This window comes from Hyphomicrobium sp., from assembly GCF_047600905.1.
Classification (GTDB): domain Bacteria; phylum Pseudomonadota; class Alphaproteobacteria; order Rhizobiales; family Hyphomicrobiaceae; genus Hyphomicrobium_B.
The window spans coordinates 2,149,594-2,172,578 of sequence record NZ_JASGKD010000001.1; the positions used below are offsets into that span (position 1 = coordinate 2,149,594).

At 57.0% G+C, this 22,985-nt stretch carries 17 protein-coding genes and 1 pseudogene; 3 read left to right on the forward strand and 15 right to left on the reverse strand.

All coding sequences use genetic code 11. The features are described 5' to 3' along the window. Positions 1-77 precede the first annotated feature (77 nt). The 3 genes from sfnG (QM780_RS10405) to QM780_RS10415 form a co-directional block, all read right to left on the reverse strand. Positions 78-1,196, reverse strand: a complete 1,119-nt coding sequence (sfnG, locus tag QM780_RS10405; protein WP_415070413.1) for a dimethylsulfone monooxygenase SfnG — start codon at positions 1,194-1,196, stop codon at positions 78-80. A 33-nt stretch (positions 1,197-1,229) separates the two neighbouring features. Beyond that, positions 1,230-1,817 (reverse strand): FMN reductase, encoded by a 588-nt coding sequence (msuE, locus tag QM780_RS10410; protein ID WP_415070414.1) that lies wholly within the window; start codon positions 1,815-1,817, stop codon positions 1,230-1,232. A 194-nt stretch (positions 1,818-2,011) separates the two neighbouring features. Then, positions 2,012-3,133 carry a helix-turn-helix transcriptional regulator gene (locus tag QM780_RS10415; protein ID WP_415070415.1) on the reverse strand — a complete coding sequence of 374 codons (1,122 nt, stop codon included), beginning with the start codon at positions 3,131-3,133 and terminating at the stop codon, positions 2,012-2,014. A gap of 345 nt (positions 3,134-3,478) precedes the next feature. Between QM780_RS10415 and QM780_RS10420 the strand changes: the two genes are divergently transcribed. Continuing rightward, positions 3,479-4,801: a hypothetical protein gene (locus tag QM780_RS10420; protein WP_415070416.1), complete on the forward strand. Its 1,323-nt coding sequence runs from the start codon at positions 3,479-3,481 to the stop codon at positions 4,799-4,801. Between the two features lie 166 nt (positions 4,802-4,967). On the opposite strand, the gene QM780_RS10425 is transcribed toward QM780_RS10420, so the two are convergent. From QM780_RS10425 to QM780_RS10480, 12 genes are all read right to left on the reverse strand, one after another. Then, complete coding sequence (locus tag QM780_RS10425; RefSeq protein WP_415070417.1) at positions 4,968-5,792, reverse strand: alpha/beta fold hydrolase; 825 nt, start codon at positions 5,790-5,792, stop codon at positions 4,968-4,970. A gap of 32 nt (positions 5,793-5,824) precedes the next feature. Beyond that, complete coding sequence (sfnG, locus tag QM780_RS10430; protein WP_415070418.1) at positions 5,825-6,904, reverse strand: dimethylsulfone monooxygenase SfnG; 1,080 nt, start codon at positions 6,902-6,904, stop codon at positions 5,825-5,827. Positions 6,905-6,921: 17 nt separating this feature from the next. Beyond that, the gene (locus QM780_RS10435; protein ID WP_415070419.1) at positions 6,922-8,295 is read right to left on the reverse strand and encodes a glutamine synthetase family protein; all 1,374 of its coding nucleotides are present in this window, start codon (positions 8,293-8,295) and stop codon (positions 6,922-6,924) included. 4 nt (positions 8,296-8,299) lie between these two features. Beyond that, complete coding sequence (locus tag QM780_RS10440) at positions 8,300-9,568, reverse strand: SfnB family sulfur acquisition oxidoreductase (RefSeq protein ID WP_415070420.1); 1,269 nt, start codon at positions 9,566-9,568, stop codon at positions 8,300-8,302. Positions 9,569-9,622: 54 nt separating this feature from the next. Further along, complete coding sequence (locus tag QM780_RS10445; RefSeq protein WP_415070421.1) at positions 9,623-10,867, reverse strand: SfnB family sulfur acquisition oxidoreductase; 1,245 nt, start codon at positions 10,865-10,867, stop codon at positions 9,623-9,625. Positions 10,868-10,926: 59 nt separating this feature from the next. After that, positions 10,927-12,384, reverse strand: a complete 1,458-nt coding sequence (locus QM780_RS10450; protein ID WP_415070422.1) for an APC family permease — start codon at positions 12,382-12,384, stop codon at positions 10,927-10,929. A gap of 904 nt (positions 12,385-13,288) precedes the next feature. Further along, on the reverse strand, positions 13,289-13,714 hold the full coding sequence (locus QM780_RS10455; protein ID WP_415072006.1) for a MarR family winged helix-turn-helix transcriptional regulator: 426 nt from the start codon (positions 13,712-13,714) through the stop codon (positions 13,289-13,291). Positions 13,715-13,882: 168 nt separating this feature from the next. Further along, positions 13,883-14,911 carry a leucyl aminopeptidase gene (locus tag QM780_RS10460; protein WP_415070423.1) on the reverse strand — a complete coding sequence of 343 codons (1,029 nt, stop codon included), beginning with the start codon at positions 14,909-14,911 and terminating at the stop codon, positions 13,883-13,885. A 45-nt stretch (positions 14,912-14,956) separates the two neighbouring features. Further along, entirely contained in the window at positions 14,957-15,595 is a 639-nt protein-coding gene (locus QM780_RS10465) for an N-carbamoylsarcosine amidohydrolase (protein WP_415072007.1), read from the reverse strand. An 11-nt stretch (positions 15,596-15,606) separates the two neighbouring features. Next, entirely contained in the window at positions 15,607-16,353 is a 747-nt protein-coding gene (locus QM780_RS10470; RefSeq protein WP_415070424.1) for an Asp/Glu racemase, read from the reverse strand. A gap of 57 nt (positions 16,354-16,410) precedes the next feature. Beyond that, positions 16,411-17,211, reverse strand: coding sequence for an alpha/beta fold hydrolase (locus tag QM780_RS10475; RefSeq protein WP_415072008.1), 801 nt, complete (start codon positions 17,209-17,211; stop codon positions 16,411-16,413). After that, positions 17,208-18,344, reverse strand: a complete 1,137-nt coding sequence (locus tag QM780_RS10480; RefSeq protein WP_415070425.1) for an FAD-dependent monooxygenase — start codon at positions 18,342-18,344, stop codon at positions 17,208-17,210. Before QM780_RS10480 ends, QM780_RS10475 begins: the two co-directional genes overlap by 4 nt. 312 nt (positions 18,345-18,656) lie before the next feature. Here QM780_RS10480 and QM780_RS10485 point away from each other — a divergent pair, with 312 nt between their 5' ends. Continuing rightward, complete coding sequence (locus QM780_RS10485; protein ID WP_415070426.1) at positions 18,657-19,223, forward strand: (2Fe-2S)-binding protein; 567 nt, start codon at positions 18,657-18,659, stop codon at positions 19,221-19,223. Further along, positions 19,207-22,753, forward strand: a pseudogene (locus tag QM780_RS10490) (molybdopterin cofactor-binding domain-containing protein). Before QM780_RS10485 ends, QM780_RS10490 begins: the two are co-directional and overlap by 17 nt. Positions 22,754-22,985 lie beyond the last annotated feature (232 nt).

Below are 22,985 nucleotides of genomic sequence, written 5' to 3' on the forward strand. Positions count from 1 at the left end.
CTGCTGCGTTCATTTTTCAATCCTATCAGATGGCCTTTGGGGCGCTTTCATTGAAATTGAGTTTCGATGGTCACGGGCTATTGAGCGGCCTCAAGGACGCGCCGAGAGGCCTCGAGTTCGCGCACGATCGGAATGACGTGGCGCCCAAAATATTCGACTTCTTCCTGAAAATGGAGGAAGCCGAGAAGGATGAGATCGGCGCCCGCATCCTTGAGCGCGATGATGCGTTCCGCCACCTGTTGTGGCGTGCCGATGAGATTTGAGCGGAACCCGTCGTTGTACTGGACGAGATCTTCGAACGTCGACTTCGCCCAATTCCCTTCGCCTTCGGGCGATGCCTTGCCGGCATTCTTCACTTCATGCGCGAACGCTTTGACAGCTTCTGGATCCGCGCCCGCGATGATTTCTTCGAGAACCTGACGTGCTTCCGTTTCGGTCTGGCGCACGATTGCGAATGCGTTGAGTCCGACTTTGACCGATCGCCCGTAAGCGGTCGCCTTTTCGCGAATATCATCGACCTGCTGCTGCAGCCCCTCCGGCGTGTTGCCGTTGGTGAAGTACCAGTCGGAAACACGCGATGCCATATCTCGTGCGGCGCGCGAGGAGCCGCCTTGGAAGATTTCCGGCTGGGGATCAACCGGCTTCGGCTTCATGCTGAACTTGTTGAAGCGATAGAAATCGCCGCGCAGAGTGAAGTCGTCTTCCGTCCATATTCCGCGCAAGGCGCGAATGAATTCTTCAGACCTGCGATACCGCTCGTCGTGGTCGAGCCAGTGTTCGCCGATGGCTGCAAACTCGCCACGGAACCAGCCGCTGACGACATTGACCGCGATACGACCGCCATAGAGATTGTTGATTGTCGCAATCTGCTTGGCGGCGACCGCAGGCGTCCAAGGTCCAGGAAGGAGCGCTGCGATCACCTTGAGGCGTTCGGTTGCACCCAGAAGCGCCTGGCTGAATGCGACGGGCTCGTGCTGAAATTCGGCACCATAGCCGGCCGTGAAGCGAATTTGGCTGAGCGCATAGTCGAAACCGGACTTTTCGGCGATGCGCGCGAGATCGCGATTGTACTCATAATCCCATCGCGTCCGCTGCGGGACCTTGCTGATAACGAGGCCACCCGAAACATTGGGCACCCAGTAGGCAAACTTGAGCCCATCGCGCGGCTGGGAATTTTCACGTTGCAGGGTCGTCATTTCAAAAACACTCCAGTGCAATTGCAGCCGTGATTACGCGTTCGAAACCGCGACGACTGATGCAGAAATTGATTGCGGAGATTGGTAGCGAGCGAGCTGAACTACAGCCTCTGCAACCGAGCGATCGATCCGTTCGCGGACCGCGTCGTTCGTGAGGAGATAATTCGAGAAGTCGCTCTCGACGGCATAAATAGCCGTCGGCAAGGTGAGCGCGTTAAGAAAGCCGAACAGCGGTCGCAGCTGATGTTCGATGACGAGGCCATGCAGCGGGCTTCCGCCGGTCGCTGCCAAAATCACCGGCTTGCTCGCAAATCGTTTGTGATCAACGAGATCGAAGAGGTGCTTCAGGGCGCCGGTGTACGATGCGCGGTAGACCGGTGATCCAACGACGAGTAAATCGGCATCTTCAACGGATTCGACGATGGCGCGCGCATCTGCGCTCAACTTTGCGGGGCTGCTTGCTGCAAACAGCCCGGCACTGGACGCCGAAAGATCGATTTTTACTGTATCGAGGTTCGTCTCCCTCGCTATCGCGTCGAGGATTGCGGACACCAACCCCGACGTGCGAGAGGGCTCAGAGAGACTTCCCGATATTCCCACAACAGATAGTGACAATGGCATTTCCTCTTTGCTCTTGCAAACGCGGCGCTTGATGCGCTGAGTTAGGTAAGAGGATTTAATGTCTCGGAGCGGGCAGGAGGCAATGATGCCGAATGGCACTTGCAGCGAAAACGCCGGTAAAACCGGCTTATATTATGTTCGTATATGAATTTCAGAGTATGGCTCGTGTGCACGAACTGTCTGCGGCGATGGCTTCACAGCCTTATCTTAGCCAACAGCCCGATGAGTTCGCGCTCGGAATTGACGGCGAACTTTCGATATAGTCGCAGCTTGTAGTTCTTGACCGTGCCTTTTGCGATTCGAAGGTCGCTCGCGATTTGGCCGGATGATTTTGATAGCTTAACAAGAGAAAGCACGTCGCGCTCCAATTTGGTAAGCGGGGAAAGCGACAGCTTTTCCGCTTCCGCGGCGAATTCATTTGGATCAGCTGGCTTCCAATCCAAAGCGCACAATCGTCCTCCTGGCGCGATTGCGAAATCGTCGAGGAGTGGGATCACCCGCAGGCGCATGCTGTCGGAAACGCGAACGTAAGCTCGGCCGGAAGTTCGAATGTCATTTTTCAAACGCGCGAGTTTGTGTTCGGCGGCTTCAGCCTCCCGCCAACTCGCACTTTGGTAAATTGCATTTCCATGCCGATCGAAAATGGCAATGGGAAGCACGTCGACGCTTCGATTGTCATTCGCGATACTGCTTAGCTTTCCATAGGTCCGCGCCAAATGGGCGTGATGAAGACCCTCGATCGCCGGGAACAATTCGTCGATACGAGAGCCAATACCTTCCGAAAAGCCAATCGACTTGCTCTCGAGAAATAGCGCAATGCAGGAACCTCCGGGCGCCGGGAGGACGATGCCAACTTCATCGATGATTTTCGCGCGCTTTAGAAATACGCTTGTGTAAAGACGGGTCTCCGCCGTGTCGTTGATCACTTCGGAAGACCTTACAAAGCCCTTCCTGCTTGTCTTCCGCCAGTAGTTTCCGAACGGGTCGACCTCGTGAAATATCGTCCGATATTGTTCGACGATGAAATCAGGATGCCCGGTCGTATGGAGCACATCGGTTGTATTGGCTTTGCCGTAGCGAACCGCGAACACGTAGTCGTGCTGGATTGCGCAACCCAACAACCTCAAAAGCTGTCTATAGAAGTCGGACGATCCTACGGATTTCGCCGCCGCTCCGAACGTGGCGTACCAGCTAGCTGTTGTTGAGGTGCCGGACGCCGTCATCATTCCATAGAAGCGCAAGTTGGATGGTTGCTGGTGGGACCACCAACCGCCAAACTCGCTCAATCCCTTCTTTGATGGCGAATGCTGGGCCATAGGAGCTAGCAGCTTCGCGGGACGGCGCGAAATAAGAAATTTTCAGTTTGTTATTCGTAGGGAGGCATTGGGCCTCCGCATATAAATGAGATGCGCCCCCGCGCGCTTTCCGAGGTTAAAGACACTACGCATTGTGCATCTTGAGAATTTATCAGGTGGTTTCCTAGGCAGCGGCCCTCATATTCCGCGCCTGATGAGAGTGCTTTGCAGTATTTCTTCGTTAGGGTCTTTGGCGCCGATCTCTAGTTTATCTCGATACGTCTCTAGCGCAGATACAGCCTCTTGCCTGGAAGTCAGGGCGGAATAGGCATTGCAAATATGCCCTCAAACTCAGTTGAAAATGACATGCAAAGATCTGTCGACGAAGAAATACTTCATATCGCGGACCACGAGCGCGAAGCATTGCGTGAACTTGTCCGCTATCCTCTGACATCAGCGATTTTCGAGCGTCGTTCGCGTCGGTTTTTTCGTGGAGCGGAAATTCCGGATGGCACGCTCAAGTACAAATCCCGTTTTAAACCAGAACCTCTGTCGGAACTTGAGAGGCTGTTACTTGTCACAACGGTCGCGGGGAAGACGGGATGGCATGAAAGCGTTACACGCCATGATCGTTATGCGCCGCATCTCTCAAACTATCCCGGTGCAGCAGGTGGGAGAACCTTCCCTTCGGCGGCAGGCTTTCATACCGCCGAAGTATTTTTTACAGATGACAGTGGCACTTACATCTTCCAGACGCGAGATGGTGCAGTTTCCGTCGAACGCGGCGAAAACGGAAACGTTGAACTCGAACGCTTGCTAGCGGCCCACAGGTCTCAAATTCGCAAGTTATCAGATAAGCGAATTTATATCCCGAACCGCGAGCCATATATGGAAGGTCATAATACATGGGTAGGTAATGCACCGGGCTCGCTCCTGATTTTTCCCGTGGGAGATCTCGCCCAACATGTCCTGCTGAACATTGCGTTTTATGCTCAAAACGGTTTCACGATCTACGACGATATCAACAAACGGAAGATACCTGGGATCGAAGAATTCCGAGACATTGTCGATGTCGACAATCCTTATCCTCTCTCTTTCCTTGATCAATATTCGTTGGCTGAGCTTTCGGCTGAATTGGCGATTGGGCCATTTGCCGGCCAACTACTATTGCAAGCGCTCGGTCTTGGGGGATGGATCTACGATGGAATCGACCGCCTGACTATTCTTGGTGCCAGCGGAGATCCGGACGTTCCGGGACTTGGCTTTCGTTTCGATACTGATCCGAGATGGCCGCAACCAAATCCAACGGGCCTCGAAGGCGTTTTTCGCGCGTTTACGCCTCCGCACTACAAAGACCTACGCCAAGCAGTCGAAGCACTCGTGGCTCGCAAATTCGGTCCAGGTGGCCCATTCAATCCAGAAACGCCCGGACCTTGGAAGGACAGCCCGACTGTGCGCGCCAGCGCGCAGCTCCATGATGAACGCTTTAAGCGTCTCGTCGCATTACAGGCGCAATATATGTACGATACGTTTGGAAAGTTCCCAGCGACGGTACCGTCTGTCTACATCCTGATGTACCTGCAGGCTCATCATCTCGATACCGAATACTATGATACGCTGTTCAAGCCCGGAGCATACCTCCCCACGCATACCCACCATCATAAAAAGTGGCATGGCGAAGATCTATAAAATCAGCCGTTGGGTTCAGGAAAGTTGTCCTTTCCAAATACGAGAGCTCTCTTTGAAATTTGCGCCGAATCCATGCGCATTCAAAACGTAAAAGGTGCTCGAGATTTCATGGGCTCTTGTTAGGTCACGGTTCTTTAATCTCGGGTGGCTAGGCACAATCAGATTTTCATACGGCCGATAAAAACTTGTCGATATCGGCAGCGACACGCTTCGGAAACTCCCAATGCGGCGCGTGACCCGCGTCCGGATATGTGATCAGCTGATAATCAGCGATGACATTCGCCAATTGCGCCTGTTCGGTTGCACCGAAGATACCGTCATTCGCGCCCCAAAGCACGAGCGTCGAGGCATCTATGGCCTGCGCCGCATCGGCCGGTTCATCGACAAGTCCGGTGAGCGCACCGCGCCACGCGCTGCTAGCGACCTTCAGGCTTTGCTCGATGTAGCCCAGGATGACGGCTTCCGGCACCGGCGCGTGAACGGTGCTGCACTGGAAGGCCTCGACAAACTCGCGCGGCACGCTATCTCCAAATCGCACGATCTCGGCTCTAAGCTCCTTCAACCCTAGATGCCTGGCAGCCGTCGGCGCGGCACCAATCAAAACGAGCTTTGAGATGAGATCCGGACGGAGAGACGCGACCCGCTGCGCGACGATACTCCCCATCGAATGACCGACGACATGCACCGGTCTCGTGATCACGCGAGCGATGAACTCGATTACGTCGGCGGTCAGATCACTGATCGAATACTTGCTTGCGGCGTCGCTATCGCCATGCCCCCGGAAATCCAGATTGAAACTCGGTCCATCGTATCCCAATGCCTCTATCAACGCTGCGAAGCTATGCGAGGAATCAGCATAACCGTGCAGAAAAAGCACCGGCGTACCTTTCCCGTCACGCTCCCGATAGTGATAGCGAAGTCCACTGCTCAGCCGAACAAACTGTCGATCCGTTTCGATCTCGGTGTCGAGTTCCGCGAGGGATGTTGACATCGTTTCTACCTGCTTGCGATTTTCGAGCCTGCTCATGTTGAAATTGCTGCCGGCGCTTCGTTCCGTACCGAAGCGCGCGACGGATTAGACGTTATGACGGCGGCACCAAAACGCGTTGGCTCCTCCAGAAAATCGAGAAAACCGCATAAGATCAAATCTACGCCTGCGGCCTCGAGCGCTCGAACGCGTTCGCGGATTTGATCCTCCGTTCCGATCAATCCAGTCTTAAAGCCGTCGTTCGGCTGCACGAGATTGGCGAAGTTTGAGTTCGCCCACATTCCGATGCGATCCTTCGTCGAGGAACCCGCACCTTGGGCGTGAACGCGAAACGCCTCGACAGCATCGGAATTGACCGCTGCAATGATGTCTTCCAGGACCTTGGCCGCTTCCTTCTCGGTGTCGCGCAGAATAACAAAGGCGTTGACCGCGAAACGGGGCGAACGGCCCAACGGCTCGGCGAGCTTCCGGATTTCAGCGATCTGCCGGCTTACTCCTTCGATGTCGTCGCCATTCATGAAGTACCAGTCCGTCTGCCTAGCGGCGAGAGCGCGGGCTGCCAGCGAATTTCCACCTTGAAAGATCTCGACTGGGCGCGGTGGGCTCGGTCGGAACGTTAGATCGCGAACGCGGTAGAAGTCGCCTGAAAAAGAGAACTTCTCGCCGGAGAGCAGGCCTCGGAGGATTGCAACGAATTCTTCAGACCGACGGTATCGCTCGTCATGATCGAGCCACGGCTCGCCGAGGCGTATGAACTCGTCCTTGAACCAGCCACTGATGATGTTGACGTGAAATCGCCCCTTCGTCGCAGCCGACACGCACGCGGAAAACTTTGCGATCATCGCCGGATGCCAAAGCCCCGGATGAATAGCGGCGATGACGTTCAGCAGATTTGTCGAAACGGCGATAGCCGTGCTCGAAGCCAGCGCATCGTAGAGATCCGGGGCCGCGCCCGTGGTCGACAGAAACCTCGCAGCCACCAACGTATAGTCGAAACCCGCAAGTTCTGCGCGCCGTGCAACCTCAATCTGAGTCTGCAAATCAGGATCGGCATTTTGGGGAGTGGAACTGAATAGAACGCCGCCGAGGTTGGTACTCCAATATGCGAATTTCATCGTGGCGATTGCCTCAACTAAAGGACGTTGGCGAATTCGGCGAGTTCCCAAGGATCGACTCTGTCGTGAAACGACTCTTCGTCGAATCCGCTAACCGCTCGCCGCGCTTTCGCGATTTCGTGACGCTTGACCGTGGTGAAGACCTGCACGAATTCTGCGCCCAGCGATGCCGCGAGAATTTCGTCAGCTTCTAGCGCCGCAAGTGAACTTTCGAGGCTCGTCGGCAATGTCGCAAAGCGCGTCGTCTCATCTCCGGCGTCCCTCGTCAGGGGCGGACTCAGTTTCCGGCGGATTCCGTCGAGCCCTGCAGCCAGGGTTGAGGCCGCCACTAGATAGGGATTGGCTGCGCCGGCCCCGAGCCGATTTTCAACATGGACATTTTCACCGCGCGCGCCCTTGACGCGAAGAGCCACGGTTCGGTTATCGAACGCCCAGTCGGCTTCAAACGGCGCGAACGCATGCGGTCGAAACCGCTTGGCACAGTTGACTGTCGGCGCGAACAGCGCCGTCAATGCCGGCGCATGATGAAGCTGCCCAGCGATGAAGTGGCGCGCGATCACCGACAGTCCGTCCGCGCTCGATTTATCGGCGAAAGCATTCCGTCCGTTACTCCACAACGAAAGATTATAATGGAGGCCGTTGGCACTGCGATCGATTGCGGGCTTGGTGATAAAGCTCGCAATCCGTCCCGCTTTGGCGGCGATTTCCTTGACAGCTGTCTTGAATGTGTACGCCTGATCGGCAGCGCGAAGCCCCCAGCCCGGCGCGAAATTGACCTCGAACTGGCTTGGTCCGTATTCGAGATTGAAGGTTGTGACGTCGATCCCGAACGCCGACAGCGCATCTGCAATTTCGTACAGAAGCAGGCGATCGCGCTCGTCGAATGAGGCGAACTGGCGAACCGACTCGGTTACAGGCGCGAACGTCTCCGCGTCGAGCAGATAGAATTCGTATTCGAAGCCGCTAAGTACGTCGAAACCTAAAGAAGCTGCTTTACTGAAAGCTCTCGATGCGACGGTCCGCGATGCCGCCAATACCGGCTCGCCCGACCCGGCGTGATAAGGATCCGCAATCACTCTGGCCGTTCCGGGTACGTAGGGCAGAACGGCAAAAGTCGTAAAATCCGGATGCAGAGTGACGTCTGGATAGCCCCGCTCTTCGAGGTACCCGGTACCCTGCACTGCCTCGCACTGGACGTCGAGCGCGACTGGCGGCAACGGAAAATTTAGACCATTCCCCGCCAGCGGCCGAAGCCACTTGATCGGAACCGTCTTTGAACGCGCGATCCCATGCAGATCGGGAGTTTCGACGCGTAGATAGTTGATGCCTCTATCGCGCACGACATTTTCCAACTCGTCGAGCGGACGTGTGATTGGACTGTGCTCCGTCACTGGCTTAAATCCACGAATGCAACGGCGGCTTCACGCCGTTGAGATAATATTGGCCGATCGCGAACGGTTTCCACCGGACCGGATCGTGCACAGTGTGAGTTCGCGCATCGCGCCAATATCGGTCGAACCCATTCTCCGCCAGCGTGGCACGCGAACCGCCAAGTTCGATGAGTTTGTTCGCAGCCAGGATAGCGATCTGCGTCGTTAGCACCTTCGCTTCAGCGACGGCGATCTTGGCGAGCGCAATGGTGTCTTCGGTCGTATCGACGAGCGTCGCATCGAGCTGAAGGCCGGCGCGCTCGAGCAGAGCGTTGGCAGCATGAAGTCGGATCTTGAGATCGCCGATGTCCCGTAACGTGAAGGGATCATCGCCTGCCTTGTCTAGGCCGCTATCGATCCACGGTCGCGCGCGACGCTTGATGAAATCGATCGTTGCTTCTATCGCGCCTTCCGCGATTCCAAGATCGATGGCCGCATGAATGAGCTGACTTTGTGGGCCTGCAACGCTCGGCTGTTCGTAAACGAGGTGCGCCGGAAGAACGCGTGATGCCGGAATTGGGACGTTTTCGAGGGTCACAGTCCCGCTCGCGGTCGTGCGCTGCCCGATGCCTGACCAATCATCGACGACGGTCAACCCCGGGCTATCTCGATCAGCGATAGCGACCACCACATGACCGTCCTCGCCGAGGGCGACGATCGGAACGAGGTGAGCGAATAGCGCTCCGGTCGAATAGAACTTCTTGCCATTGACACGGTACCCGCCGCCGTCGCGCGTGAGCCGCGTCGAGAAGTCTTCGACGTTCTTGCCGCCCGACTCGGAAAATGCGTTGCCTAGCCTATAGCCGCCGAGAATGGCGCCCAAAAGGTCGGCCCGCTGCTCTGGGCTCGCCGTCGAACGAATAACATCGACGAGTTCAAAATGATTTTGTGCGATCTGCGTCAGCGATGGATCCGCTGCCGCGAGGATAGAGAAGATTTTGGCAACCGTCGCAAGCGAAACTCCGGCTCCGCCGTCAGACTTCGGAATGGTGATGCCCCAAAGACCGCTCTCGGAAAACAGATCCAATTCCTTCAACGGATAATGCCGAAGGCGATCGCGCTCTGCGGCGCCTTCCGCTAAAATCGGCGCGAGGCGTTTCGCGACCGCGATCGCCTCGGCATCGTCCTTGATTACAGCAGCCTTTCTGGCGGGACGAGCGGATACCGGGCCTGCAAGGTTTGTCGGATGCGGGCTTACGCCGTTCAGTGCGGAGTGGGGCTGAAATAGCGTCATGTCGTGTATTCTCGCTCTGTTTGTTGCCGTGTGGCGCTTCTCGGCAATTGTCGCCTAGATCCAGGAATGCCGAGGCGGATGCGCCCGATTGAGGTAGTAGTTGCCCACGATTGGATATTTCCAACGCACCGGATCGTGGACTGTATGGACGCGGGCATTGCGCCAGTAGCGGTCCAGCCCATGTTTCAAAAGCGTCGAACGGGCCCCCCCCAGTTCGAAAATTTTGTTGGTTGCGAGAAGCGCAATCTCGGTCGTCAACGCCTTGGCCTCCGCGACTGCGATGGATGCCGCTGCCACAGTTTCCTCAGTCGGATTGGCAACTGCCTCGTCGAGGATACGCCCCGAGCGCCACAGCAGTGCTTCGGCCGCATGCAATCCGATCTTCAGCTCACCGATGTCGGAAATCGTATATGGATCGTCCGTTGCGCGGTCCTTTCCGCTGTCGATCCAGGGCCGCGACTGCGTCTGCACGAACCGGATGGTCTCGTCGATGGCGCCTCGCGCAATTCCGACATCAACTGCGGCGTGGACGATCTGGCAAACTGCGCCATTAGCGCTTGGGCTATCTTGAGATGCATACGTCGGCAGGACTCTCGACGCCGGCAGCACCACATTGTCGATGATGACAGTTCCACTCGCAGTCGTCTTCTGTCCAAAGCTCGACCAATCGTTGATGATCGTTATTCCCGGCGTGTCGCGATCGGCAACGGCGATGTGCAGTCGGCCTTCGTCATCGACGGTCGTAATAGGAATGATGTGTGCGAGAAGTGCGCCGCTTGAATAGAACTTCTTGCCGTTGACGACGTAGTCGCCGCCGCGGCGAGTAATCTTAGTCTCGAAATCCGCCGCGGTTCGGCTGCCGAACTCCGAGAATGCATTCCCGCTTCGTGCGCCAGAAAGGATTGCACGGAAGAAATCGGCCTTTTGCTCCGGTGTCCCCGTCGTCCGTATCGTATCAATGAAATCGATATGATTCTGTGGAAGTTGACCAATCGAGGGATCGACCGCCGAAACGATCGCGATGACCTGGGCGATCGTCGAATAGGATAGCTCCGGGCCGCCAAACTCACTAGGAACATTCAGCGACCAGAGGCCGCTGTTCGTAAAGTCGGCGATTTCGGCGACGGGCAGACGCTGGTCTCGATCTCTTTCGGCAGCTGTATCAGCAATGCGTGCCGCAAATTCTCGCGCGATCGCGATAGCTTCGTCGCTACTTTTGACGACGTGGGCGCCAATTGGCTTTTCGAGCACTGGCAGCTGCTCGGGTTCAAGGTCTTGAACATTGAAGAGTGGCGACATTTTTTGATCCTACTGATGGCGACCGACCCAGGCGCACGCCCAGGTCGGTTCGTGTCGTCTCAGGTTCGGGCAGGGTCCGTCCCAAGTAGATCGGCTTCGACAGCAACCAGCCGATCCGGCGCCGCAACTCTGAGAAAGAGGAAGTAAGCTACTCCAATGCCGAGGAGTGCGAGGAACACATAAGGCAGGATGTTATAGGGCCACGCCGGTAGCGGGTAGACCGTACCGAATAGGACCACGGCCAGAAGGGCGATCGCGATCCCGGAAGAGAGGACGTGATGCCAGCGCAGCTCACCCCTTTTTCGCAGATAGAACGGCGCTCCAAGCGAGACCAGAAAATAGGAGACAAGGAAGCCGTAGGTCGCGATCGAACCCAGGATCCCATAACCGTCGAGAAGCGCCCACCCACTGAGGGATTGCGCGAGCGCCAGTCCAAGGGCGATAAGCGCGACGAGAGTTACTGCGATGTGAGGCGTGCTGTTGGAGACATGCGTCGAGCCCGCGGAGCCATGAAAGAGTCCGTGATTGGAGAGCGTATAAAGCACGCGCGCTGCGGCATTGATGCTGCCGAGAATGCAGGCGAAGAAGCTCAGAGCCACGCCGATCGAAACCAGCAACCCAATCGCACCGCCGCCAAACGTGTTGGCGAGCGTCGTGAGCGGCGCTTCAGCGGTGCTCAGGGGTGGCTCAACGCCCCGGAAGCCTGATGTCAAAGCATAAGCGCTGACGATAAAGAGTAGACCCACTCCGACGACGCTGACGATGACGGACCGCGGAATAAGCCGATGGGGCTCCTTCGCTTCGGCACCGAGCACTGCTGCGCTCTCGAAACCGACAAACGAAAAGAACGCAAGGACCAGCCCGAGGCGAAGCTTCTCGAAGTCAACGCCTTCTAGATGGAGCTGAGCCTCATCCACGATGCCGCCCCGATGCAGAAAGTAACCAACAACTACTGCCAGAATAAGAACGATCGTCGCGAGTTCGATCGCGAGAGTCGTGCGCGTGGAAAGGCGAATGTCCCGATAGGCAAGCCACCAAGCGACAATGGCAGCAACAATCGCGATGCCGAACGTCAGCGCATGGTCGCTGGCTGTCAAACCCGCAGCGTGCAACACGCTGAGGGTCGTGTAAACCGTACCGTTTACGACCGCGGCTGCAGTGAATACATAGCCGATCAGGAGCGCCCATCCAGAAACGACACCCGCAAAGGGCCCAAGCCCTCGCCCTGCATAGACGTAAAGCGCTCCCGGAGTTGCCACGCGCGTGGCAAATACATTGATTTGAAGTGCCACAATCAAAAGTGCGATCGTCGCGAACACGTACGAAAGCCAAGTGCCGTTCCCCGCCGTCGCAAATACGACGGAAATGACGAGCCCCGGCGTGCCCGAAGGCGCGATCGTGCCGATCGATTGTGCTGCTATCTCCGGAAAGGACAGATAGTTTTTCTTAAGCCCACTTCCGGTACGTGTTGCGACGGTCTCGAAGTGTGCTGTCTGCGTGGTCGTTGCGGTCGTCATGCCGATTGTTCCCTTGTTCGCTTTGCTGATGGGCCGCCTTGCAGAGCCACTTCGAGCGCGCGCTAGACATCCGATTGCGCTGAAGGACAGCTATGACGGGACAAAGCTTCAAACATCGCGTGCCGCGCATTCGGACAACTGTGCGCAGCATCGGTAATCTCCGAATGGCCTAATTTTCGTTGATGGCTCTCGGCGACCCAACCAAGAAAAAATTGGAACCTTATTCGGCGGCAAGTGTCCCACTGCTCTGAAACCTTAACGAAGGGAAGCTGGCTTCATCGAGCTGGCCTGCCCCCGTTCGATCCAACCAAAATGGAAAGTACGTTATGATGGAGGGACACCTCCGTTGAGGCGTGCGAGAACATTCACTGCCGACGGCGCCGGCAATGTCCTAACCGACACACGGTCGGGCATCTTTATAGCTTCACCTATAACAACGCCAACTGGTTGAAGACGGTCTCTTTGCAGACGAACTTGGTCGAAACCTACACCTACAATTACTTCGAGCATCTGATTACGCGGGTGATCGCCAACTCCGGCTCGGCCAAGGGCACAAATATTTGGCGCCCGCTATCATTCCGACTGCAAGTAATGCCGGATCGCAACTCATTGCGTTAAAGAAGCTGAAGGGCGCGGCGTTGCGCACCCCAGCTACCGATTCCGTCGTGACCCAGGCAATGGGCCGTGGGACGATCGTGCTGGTTAGCAGCTTATAGCGAATGTCCGGGGAGATCGTCGGAAAATCGAATTCCATATCTTTGAAGGTCTCTCCCTGTTTCGATACGTCTCTACAGAAAAAGAAAAGCGAAACAGCCGTTCGTCATCAGGTGAGCGGGGCCGCAGCTCACAAAATGCCGACCAATCTATTCGAGGATGAATTGCGGCTCAGCATCGGCGACAATGCTCATCCATCGATGATCTTCTGAAGCAGATAAGTGAAGGCCATACGCTCCGCAGGGTTGAGGTTCGCGACAGTCAATTCGCTAATGCGGAATGCCCTCGGATACATGTCATCTAAAACGGCCTCGCCGGCGGGCAACAACGACATGATGACCTTGCGGCCATCCTGCACATCTTTCGTCACCTTTATGAGGCCGCGAACTTTCAGCCGTTCGATAATGCCTCGTATCGTCGCCTGATCAATCGCTGTCGCCTTAACGAGCTCAGCCTGAGAGCTTGGTCCATTGTCCCGAAGCGCGCATAGCGTGGTGAACTGCACAGCCGTCAAATCGGGATCGCTGGCATTCTCCTGAAAAATCGCGAGGTGGCGCTGATACGCTTTGCGCATCAGGTGCCCCACCTGTTCAGTGACCCTATACGACCCCAGCATGCGCCGCTGCGCGCCAGGCTTCTCTTTCGTCACTTCCGCCTCCAGCTCATTTTCTCCTTTGCGTTACCGTTCTTTGCAGAGCGTCGCAACTGAAGTGATGCTAAGAAGTGGCTGAAAGGAGGACAGCAGAGTGTTCGTCACGACAGGGCGTTGTGCGCCGTTCACGGCTTAGCCGAAGACATGCTGCATCTCTTTGACGGCGATCTGACCATCGAGGACCATTGGCTCATCGTCCAGGAAGAGGCTGCAGTTCCGCATTGGAATGTCGAGATGGCACGCAGTATTGTTTGGGCCTCCCAGCTCGTTGTTCGGGCCGGTCGAGAACATGACATTGCCGTAGAACGATCGAAGTTCCATACCCATGCCCCCGGGGAACTGCGTTAACCCATGCCAGTTGGCTCTGTGATCCAGGCCCCAGCCGACGTGCGACATGCCAAAGCCACGCGGATCGTTAAATGTCGCCATGTAGGATTTGATCAACTCCGCATCGAGGCCGCCGCGAATATCGCGGATGAAGCCTTTTTCAATCGTATAAGTCACAGGTTCGCGGACGTACGTATTGAAAGGGAGAAGTACGTCACCCGGAGCCAGCACGATCGTACCATCTACGCCATCGTCTGCGCCACCTGTAAAGACGAAAGCTGCCGGCCAATGATCCCACCGGCCCGGCTGATCGGTGTAGCCATATTCGCTCATCGTCGGATAGACGCCAAGCTTATAGACGACGTCGGTGCCGTGCTTGCTCGTAATCCGCATCGTCTTGGCTTTGGCCAGGAGTTCGGCTCCGACTTCGACACGCTCGCGCAGCTGCTTCGTCGGCATTAGCCGCGCGAGCAACGGTGCGGGTTCGACAGCCGTCAACACGCGCGTGCCCGAAGCCTGAATCGCCATCTGCTCATCGCTGAACAACAGGAAAATCAGATCGACGACCATGTCGGCCTGCTTCAATGCCTCTACCGCGTCGGGAATGGCCGCAAGCCCGGTCTTGCCGACAGCCCAAGCGCCGGTCTCAGGCATCGACGCGGGGAGACGCATATGATACATTTGGCAACCGAGCCTGCGGCCCGCAGCCAGAAACGCATCGGCGTAATCCAGGCGCTCATCGCCTTGGGACAATACGATGACTTTTTCGCCTTCATGCACGCCGCTGAGCGACAGCTGCACCAGGCACATTTCCGTCAAGACATTCACGTCCATGGTCTTATCTCCCTTCAGCGCTCTGCTATCCGTTTGTGATCGGTGTTAGCGAGTTATTTGTGCGGATTTGATCGCGGCGATCGCGTCAGCCTTGCTAACGACGTCGCCGTACTTGCTATCGATATCGAAAAGGTTGGCAGCGTGCGGTTCGGGATGACGATCCCCAACACAATCGCGAACGACAATCGTGCGGAAACCGTATTGAACTGCGTCGACGGCCGTGGCGCGAACACAGCCGCTAGTCGAGCAGCCTGCGATGACGACGGTGTCGACCTTTTGAGTATGAAGAAGCGATGCGAGGCTCGTGCCGAAGAAGGAACTCGCATATTGCTTGACGATGACTGGCTCGTCATTTTTGGGCTCAACACCCTTGCAGAACTCCGCCAGGACATTGCCTTCAACCATCGCCTTCATCACCGGGGCTTTTTTCACCCAAATGCCGCCGTCGGCGCAGTCCGGCGCGGTATACAGAATGCGCGTGTGGACGATAGGAATTCGGGCCTGACGCGCGGCGGCGAGAAGCTCCGGCGTATTAGCAACCGCTTCGACCACGCCCGGCGCAAAAAGCGGCGACTCTGTCCGCGTATAAGCCTTGAGAAAATCGACGACGAGCAGCGCAGGACGAACACCGAATCCAATACGCGCGCCCCAGACGCCTTGATAGTTTGCTGCTGCCGATTGCAGAGCCTCACCCATCAGTAAGCTCCAGATAGCAGCGCGCCGGCGCCCGGTACGACCGGCTCGATCTTGAGCGCCTTCAGCATGCAATAGGTTGTAGCAACGGCCGCGGTAATGACTGGCTTACCGGTAATCGCTTCCACCTTGGCGATGGCTGGAAGAGACGGCATCTGCACACACGCCGACAGCACGACGGCATCCACGCCGCTGAGGTCGAGCGTACGCACGATATCGGGCAATTTATCGGGGTTGTGGCGACCGACTTCGAGATTGTCGGGAATTTCCAGAGCGCGCCAATCCTGGACATCGAAGCCCTCGTCGCGAATATAATCTACGACAAGTTCGGTGAGGGATTTCATGTATGGCGCGACGATCGCGAGGCGCCTTGCCCGCATCGCCTTCAAGCCTGCGATGAGCGCGCCCGCACTTGTCACGACAGGAACGTCAGAACCGTTTTCAGAGGTACGGCCGCGCAGCCTCTGCTCGGAAACGCGATGATATCCTGAGCCCTGCGCCATGATCGCGACGAGGCAGGCGTAGCCCAGAACATCGACACGGGCGTCTGAAAGCTCGATGGCACAACGATCCGATTCCGAATCCATGGCCGTTAGTTCTTCCTTCTTTACCGTACGCATGCGCATACGGCTGGAATGGAAGGTGAAGCGTTCAGGGCGAATGCCCTGCCGCGCCAGGAGCATCGCCGGAATCTCCGTCTCCATCGTCGTGTTCGAACTCGGTACGATCTGACCGATGCGGTAATTCAAGGCTTGAGTTCCTTTGTTTCGATTTTTTAAGCGTTTTCTCGTTCTTCGGCTGTGGCGTTATCGAACGAGGAAATCTCCGAGCGCGTCAAAGAAGCCATCGAAGTCATCCCATGGGATCATGTGCCCGGCGTTCTCGACGCGGACAATTTCGAGATCCGGTTTGAGCGCCTTGAGCTCGTCGATGTCCTGCTGGGCGATCACCCCGCCGCGGCCTGCAACCATCAGCATTGCGGGCAGCGTGAGGCTCGGCACGCTCGGAAAGATATCGTCCTTATGGAAGTCTTCGAACGCCGTGACGATCGCGGGCTCGAAGCACGTATGAAGCCACTCGGCCCTGAGCGCACGCTGCGCATCCGTCCACGTCGGGCAGAAAGTGCGCATGGCCTCGGCATCCATGCCCTTCACGGCGAGACGAATGGAATCGACGTACCACTCAAGCTTGCTCGGATAAGGCCGTCTACCTGGACCCGACACCGGCGGATCGACCAAAACGGCACGTGAAAAAGCCAGTCCATCTGCAGCAATCGCGCACATCGCAACGCGGGCACCCATGGAATGACCGAGCAGTGCGGGCTGCTCTAACTTCAAAACCTTGGCGAGGTCGACGACATCCGCTGCCATCGCATCGAGACTGTAGTCGAGATCCGGTCCAGTCGACGACAGCCCGCGACCACGCGCATCTATGACGTAGACGTCATGAACTTTGGCCAAGCGCTCGGCAACGAACCCCCATGTGATCGCCGGGCTCGTGATGCCGGGAATGAGGATGACCGCGCGCCCGTTGCCGCCGTAACGCAAGTAATGCTGACGAATGCCGTTGGCGAAAACGTTCGCGCCATAGAGCGGGCCGGCCATCAGACAGCTGCCTCACTTTTCAAGGGCTCCGCATAAAGATCGTAGCCATAGACCCAGGCTGGGTCTTCCTGCGTCAACAGGAACGTGTTGGCGTTCGATACGGTCTGGACACGCGTCGCGCGGTCTCTACGATTGGCTTCATAAAGCTTGAACGCGGTCGAATGGCTTTCAATGCCCGTCTCGCCGAGACAACGGGCAAGCATCGCTCCGTCTTCGATCGCCATGGCGGCACCCTGCGCCATGTGCGGCTTCATCGGGTGGCACGCGTCGCCGAGCAAAACCAGCCGTCCGTTGCTCCAGAGCGGCAGCGGATTGCGATTAAAGAGCGGCCACTTCGTAACTTCGTCCGTCGCGTCGATGAGCGCTTCGATAACGGGATGATAGCCCTTGAAGGCATTCGCCATTTCTTCCCGGCTGCTTTGAACAAACGCATCCTGGAAGTTCCATGCATCGTGCGGCACGCCGGTCACGTAGTAGTATTCGCTGCGATCGCCAGTCGTGAAGTAAACCATCATATGACGGTCCGGCCCCCACCACTTCACGCATTCCTCGAAATCAAGGCTGTATTTTTTCAGCTTGTCCGCGGGGATGACAGCCCGGTGGCCAACCCATCCGCTGTAATTCGGCTTTTCGACGCCAAGCAGAATTTCGCGAACACGCGAGTTAATTCCATCGGCGCCAACGACGATATCCGCACGGGCGGAGGTGCCATCTTCGAATTCGAGATGAACATCACTGCCGCCGTCATCGATCTGCTTCAGACGTTTATCGAAATGCAGCGTACCTGACTGAAGCGCTGCAATCTGCAACTGATGAAGATCACCGCGATGAACGGTGCAGTAGGTCGCACCGTAACCCTCAAGCGGAATGCGCGACAGGTATTCACCGCTGATTCCATCGCGACTGAACCAGAATTTCGGTTTGCTGCTGATCTCGGCAAGTTTTTGATCGATGCCGATGCGCTGAAAAATCTTGAGGACGTTAGGCCCCATGTGAATGCCCGCGCCGAGGCGGGAAAAACCGGGGGCCTGCTCGTAGATCTGCACCTCAAAGCCGGCGTGCTGAAGCAGCGCAGCGGCTGCGGCGCCGCCGAGTCCGGCCCCGATAATCGCAATCGTCTTGTTGTGCTTTGGCATATCAATTCATTGCAGAGTAAGAGGATTTGCAAGCGCCGCCTGGACGCCTCAATCACGTCTTTTAAGTGTACACGCTATTACTGACAAGTGCTTTATGTGATCAACTATTAGCATTCGTGCACATAAACTCAGCAAATATGGCTTTAATTGACGCGTTTCCGGATGCGCCACATAATAAGATTGATGGCGTCTAGAGCGTATGCACTTGTTATTGCGCCGCTTGGATATTAGATGCTATCCGAGGCATTAAGGAGATTGAGAGACCTTGCGCATCGAAGCATGGCTCTCTGAGCGCAACGGAGACGCACGAATTTGTGCACGACCAAAGCTGGCACAGTCGAGCTTCACGTTAATAACAAGCAGGTCTCCGTCAGCGCGGACCCTCAAACACCGCTGCTCTACATCCTAAGGAACGACCTCGGGCTCAACGGCCCCAAGTACGGTTGCGGGCTCGGTGAGTGCGGCGCGTGCAGTGTCTTGATCGGCGGGCGAGCCGTACGATCTTGCACGATCGCACTCGGATCGGTTGGCGCGCGACAAATCGTTACGTTGGAAGGCCTCGGCGAGATTGATGCACTTCACCCGGTGCAGCAGGCTTTTATCGAACAGTCAGCCGCGCAGTGCGGGTATTGCCTCAACGGGATGATAATTGCGGCTGTTGCCCTTTTGGCGAGAAACGATGATCCGAGCGATCAGGACATCCGCACGGCTCTGAGACACAACCTATGCCGCTGCGGCACGCACGTCGAAATTCTTGCAGCAGTTCGGCGCGCCGCGTCCCTGGGCAAACAGTTGCCGAGATCGCCGAGCGAACAGCAGGGCATCAGCCCAACCACCGATAAAGACAAAAATGAGAGTGGCAATGCCAGCCAACATTGAAAGCACGTCGGCCGCCTACCTCGATCGAGCCGACATGTTGACCGTGGTTGCCGCTACGCAGCCGGACGGACCACTCGAACTTTTCATCGCCGTCGATGCAACGGGCCAGGTTACCGGGTTCAACGGTCACGTAGATCTAGGCACGGGGATCAGAACATCACTGGCGCAGATCATCGCGGAAGAACTCGACGTTCGGTTTGAGCACGTCACCATGGTGCTCGGCACCACGTCTGTTACTCCGGACCAGGGCGCGACGATCGCCAGCGAAACGATCCAGGTTTCAGCCAATCCGCTCCGGCGAGCGGCGGCAACCGCTAAACAATATCTTTTGCAGGCCGCCGCGCGGCATCTTGGCGTCGAACCGGGTGAGCTTGTTGCGGAAGACGGCGTCATCAGGACGACAGGACGCAACGAGAGCGTGACGTTCGGTGAACTCATCGCCGGACCTTCCATTCAATTGAAAATCGATACCAATGCGCCGCTTAAACCCGTCTCGCAGTATCGCATCGTCGGCGCGTCACAAGCACGGGTCGACATTCCAGAAAAGGCAACCGGGAAATGGACATATGTCCACGACGTCCGCGTCCCCGGAATGCTTCACGGCCGCGTCGTGCGCCCGCCTTATGCTGGCTTCGACCACGGAGAGCATGTCGGGCGGAGCTTGATTTCAGTCGATGAAAATTCGATCGCTCACATTTCGGGGATCGTCTCGGTTGTCGTCATCGATGATTTCGTCGGCATCGTCGCGACACGGGAAGAGAACGCGGCGCTGGCTGCCGCCCAGCTAACGACCGTATGGCACGCGCCGCCCAGCCAGCCGGATTTGAATTTTCCCGAGAACGCACTCCGCGAAAATCCCGGGAAGCCGCGCAAGTTGGCGGATCGAGGCAATGTAGATCAGGCCCTGGAAGGCGCGCCGGAACCGATAAATCGGACCTACGTCTGGCCCTATCAGATGCACGGTTCCATTGGCCCTTCCTGCGCCGTCGCCGATTGTCGCGATGATGCATTGATGGTCTGGTCTGGGACGCAAAACCCATTTCCGATGCGACGGGATCTGAGCATCCTGCTCGACATGCCCGAAGAGCGCATCACGGTCGAACGCCTTGAGGCCGCCGGTTGTTATGGTCGCAATTGCGCCGACGACGTGACCGCCGATGCGGCGCTCCTATCGCGTGCGGTCGGGAAGCCTGTTCGGGTGCAGCTAACACGCGAGCAAGAACACGCATGGGAGCCGAAAGGTGCCGCTCAGGTCATCGACGTCAGAGGTGGCCTTGATATCGATGGCGGTCCGGCGGCCTACGACTTCGAAACGCGCTATCCATCGAACCTGTCACCGACGCTGCCGCTGCTGCTGACAGGTAAAGTCGCGGCAGTCGCCGATACGTTGCAAATGGGTGATCGCACCGCGATCCCGCCATACGCTTACAGCAACCTGCGCGTCACCGTTCACGACATGCCGCCAATTGCTAGAGCATCGTGGTTTCGCGGCGTTTCAGCACTTCCGAATTCGTTTGCGCACGAATCCTTCATTGACGAACTCGCCACATCTGCTGGTGTCGATCCGATCGAATATCGGTTGCGCTATCTCACCGATCCTCGCGCAATCGACCTTGTTCGTGCCGTCGCGGAACGGGTAAAGTGGGCTCCACATTCCAAGCCGCAGATGCTGGGTGGAGAAGGCGATCTTCTTTACGGCCGCGGCTTTGCTTACGCCGTTTATGTCCACGGCAAATTTCCAGGTACCGCTGCAGCATGGGCGGCTTGGGTCGCGGATGTCGCCGTCAACCGCAAGACCGGAGAGATCGCGGTAACCCGTGTGACATGTGGGCAGGATTCCGGGATGATGATCAATCCCGCGGGCGTTCGTCACCAAATTCATGGCAACATCATACAATCAACGAGCCGCGTCTTGAAAGAGCAGGTCGAATTTTCCTCGACGGCGGTAAAAAGCAAGGAATGGGGCGGGTATCCGCTCATCACATTTCCTGAAGTGCCGGACATCGATGTGCTGATGATCCCGCGGCCAGATGAACCGCCGCTCGGCGTCGGTGAATTCGGCATCCGTTCCAAGCGCAGCGGCCATCTGTAATGCCGTATTCGACGCGACAGGCATTCGGTTTCGCGAACTGCCTCTCACGCCGGAGCGCGTTCTAGCGGCGCTTGGTGGGGCAAAACTTAAGCCGGAACCGCAACCCAAAAAGATCCGCAAATGGCTGGGTTGGGGACTTGGACTATCGAGTTTTCTTTCGGCGACCGCCGGTCTGCTCGCAGTCGGCTCGCCGTGGCGTCCGGCGATTGATCCTATTCCTCGCCCCGATTTGACGACATATAGCGCCGCAACCATCGAACGAGGTCGCCTCGCTGCCTCGGCGGGCGCGTGCAACGTATGTCACGTCGGGCCGAATGGCGAATTATTTGCCGGCGGCCGAAGGCTCGATACACCTTTCGGCGCGATCTACGCGACCAACATCACGCCGGATGAGAAAAACGGCATCGGAAGCTGGTCTTATCCGGCATTCGAGCGGGCAATGCGCGACGGCGTCAGTCGTGACGGCCATCATCTCTATCCGGCCCATCCCTACACATCATTCGCGAGCAGCAGCGAAGCGGACCTGCAGGCCCTCTACGCCTACTTGATGACGCGAGCGCCGGTGCAGAACCGCGCTCCCGAAACAAAGCTCCGCTTCCCATTCAACGTGCGCATGATGATGGCCGGGTGGAACGCGCTATTTCTTAATCCGAAGCCATTTCCCTACGACGCCGCGCAATCGGCGGAATGGAATCGCGGGGCGTATCTCGTCGAAACGCTCGGACATTGCTCGGCCTGCCATTCGCCAAGAAATATGCTTGGGGCCGAAGCGAGCGGAAAAGCGCATTTATCAGGTGGCTTTGCCGACGGTTGGGAAGCCCCGGCCCTCAACGCTGAATCGCGCTCCCCTGTTCGCTGGACGCAAGCCGCTTTCTACGACTATTTGCGCACCGGTCACGCTCGCCATCACGGCAGCGCCGCCGGTCCGATGGCGCACGTCGTCGCATCTCTTGCGCCGCTCCCCGACCAAGATATCCACGCAATGGCGCGTTATCTCGCGAACATGCAAAAGCCAGCCGACGATTTCGAGATCTCAGAGCAGATCGCAGCGGCATCAGATTCCAGCTCTGCGGCCGCAACCCATGCCACGCTCATTGTCCCGCGCGGGGAGCGTCTATTCAAGGGCGCCTGCGCATCCTGCCACACGCAGGAAGAGATGCTCTCCCCTTTGTACCTCAACAGCAATCTACACAGCGACAAACCGGACAATGTCCTGCAGGCGATATTGCATGGCATCGACGCGCCCGAGGTTCTTGCGCAAAAGGTTGGACGAGAGGGCACGGAAATCATGTCCATGCCATCCTTCAAAACAGTGCTCGATGACGAGCAACTTGCTGATCTATTGGCTTATTTGCGTGCGCGTTTTGCGCCTTCGCAAGCCGCATGGAGCGATTTGAACCACGCTGTCCGCACCGCGAGAGCTGTAACGACGCACTAGAGCCAAGCGCATCGCGGCAAGCATCTCCGGCGCTGCAGCACGACGGGTCCTCAGTTTAGCGTCTACGCTTTTTCTATTCGCTGCGGCGTGCTCATGGTCGCATCTAACGGATTCGTAAGATCTCAAGAAATTGCAATATTTAGGTGCACTGATGCATTTTATTTATGCAGATATCTATATTGCACGAAGTTTTGGCGTCGGATATAGAACTAAATAAATAGCGTACACTCTT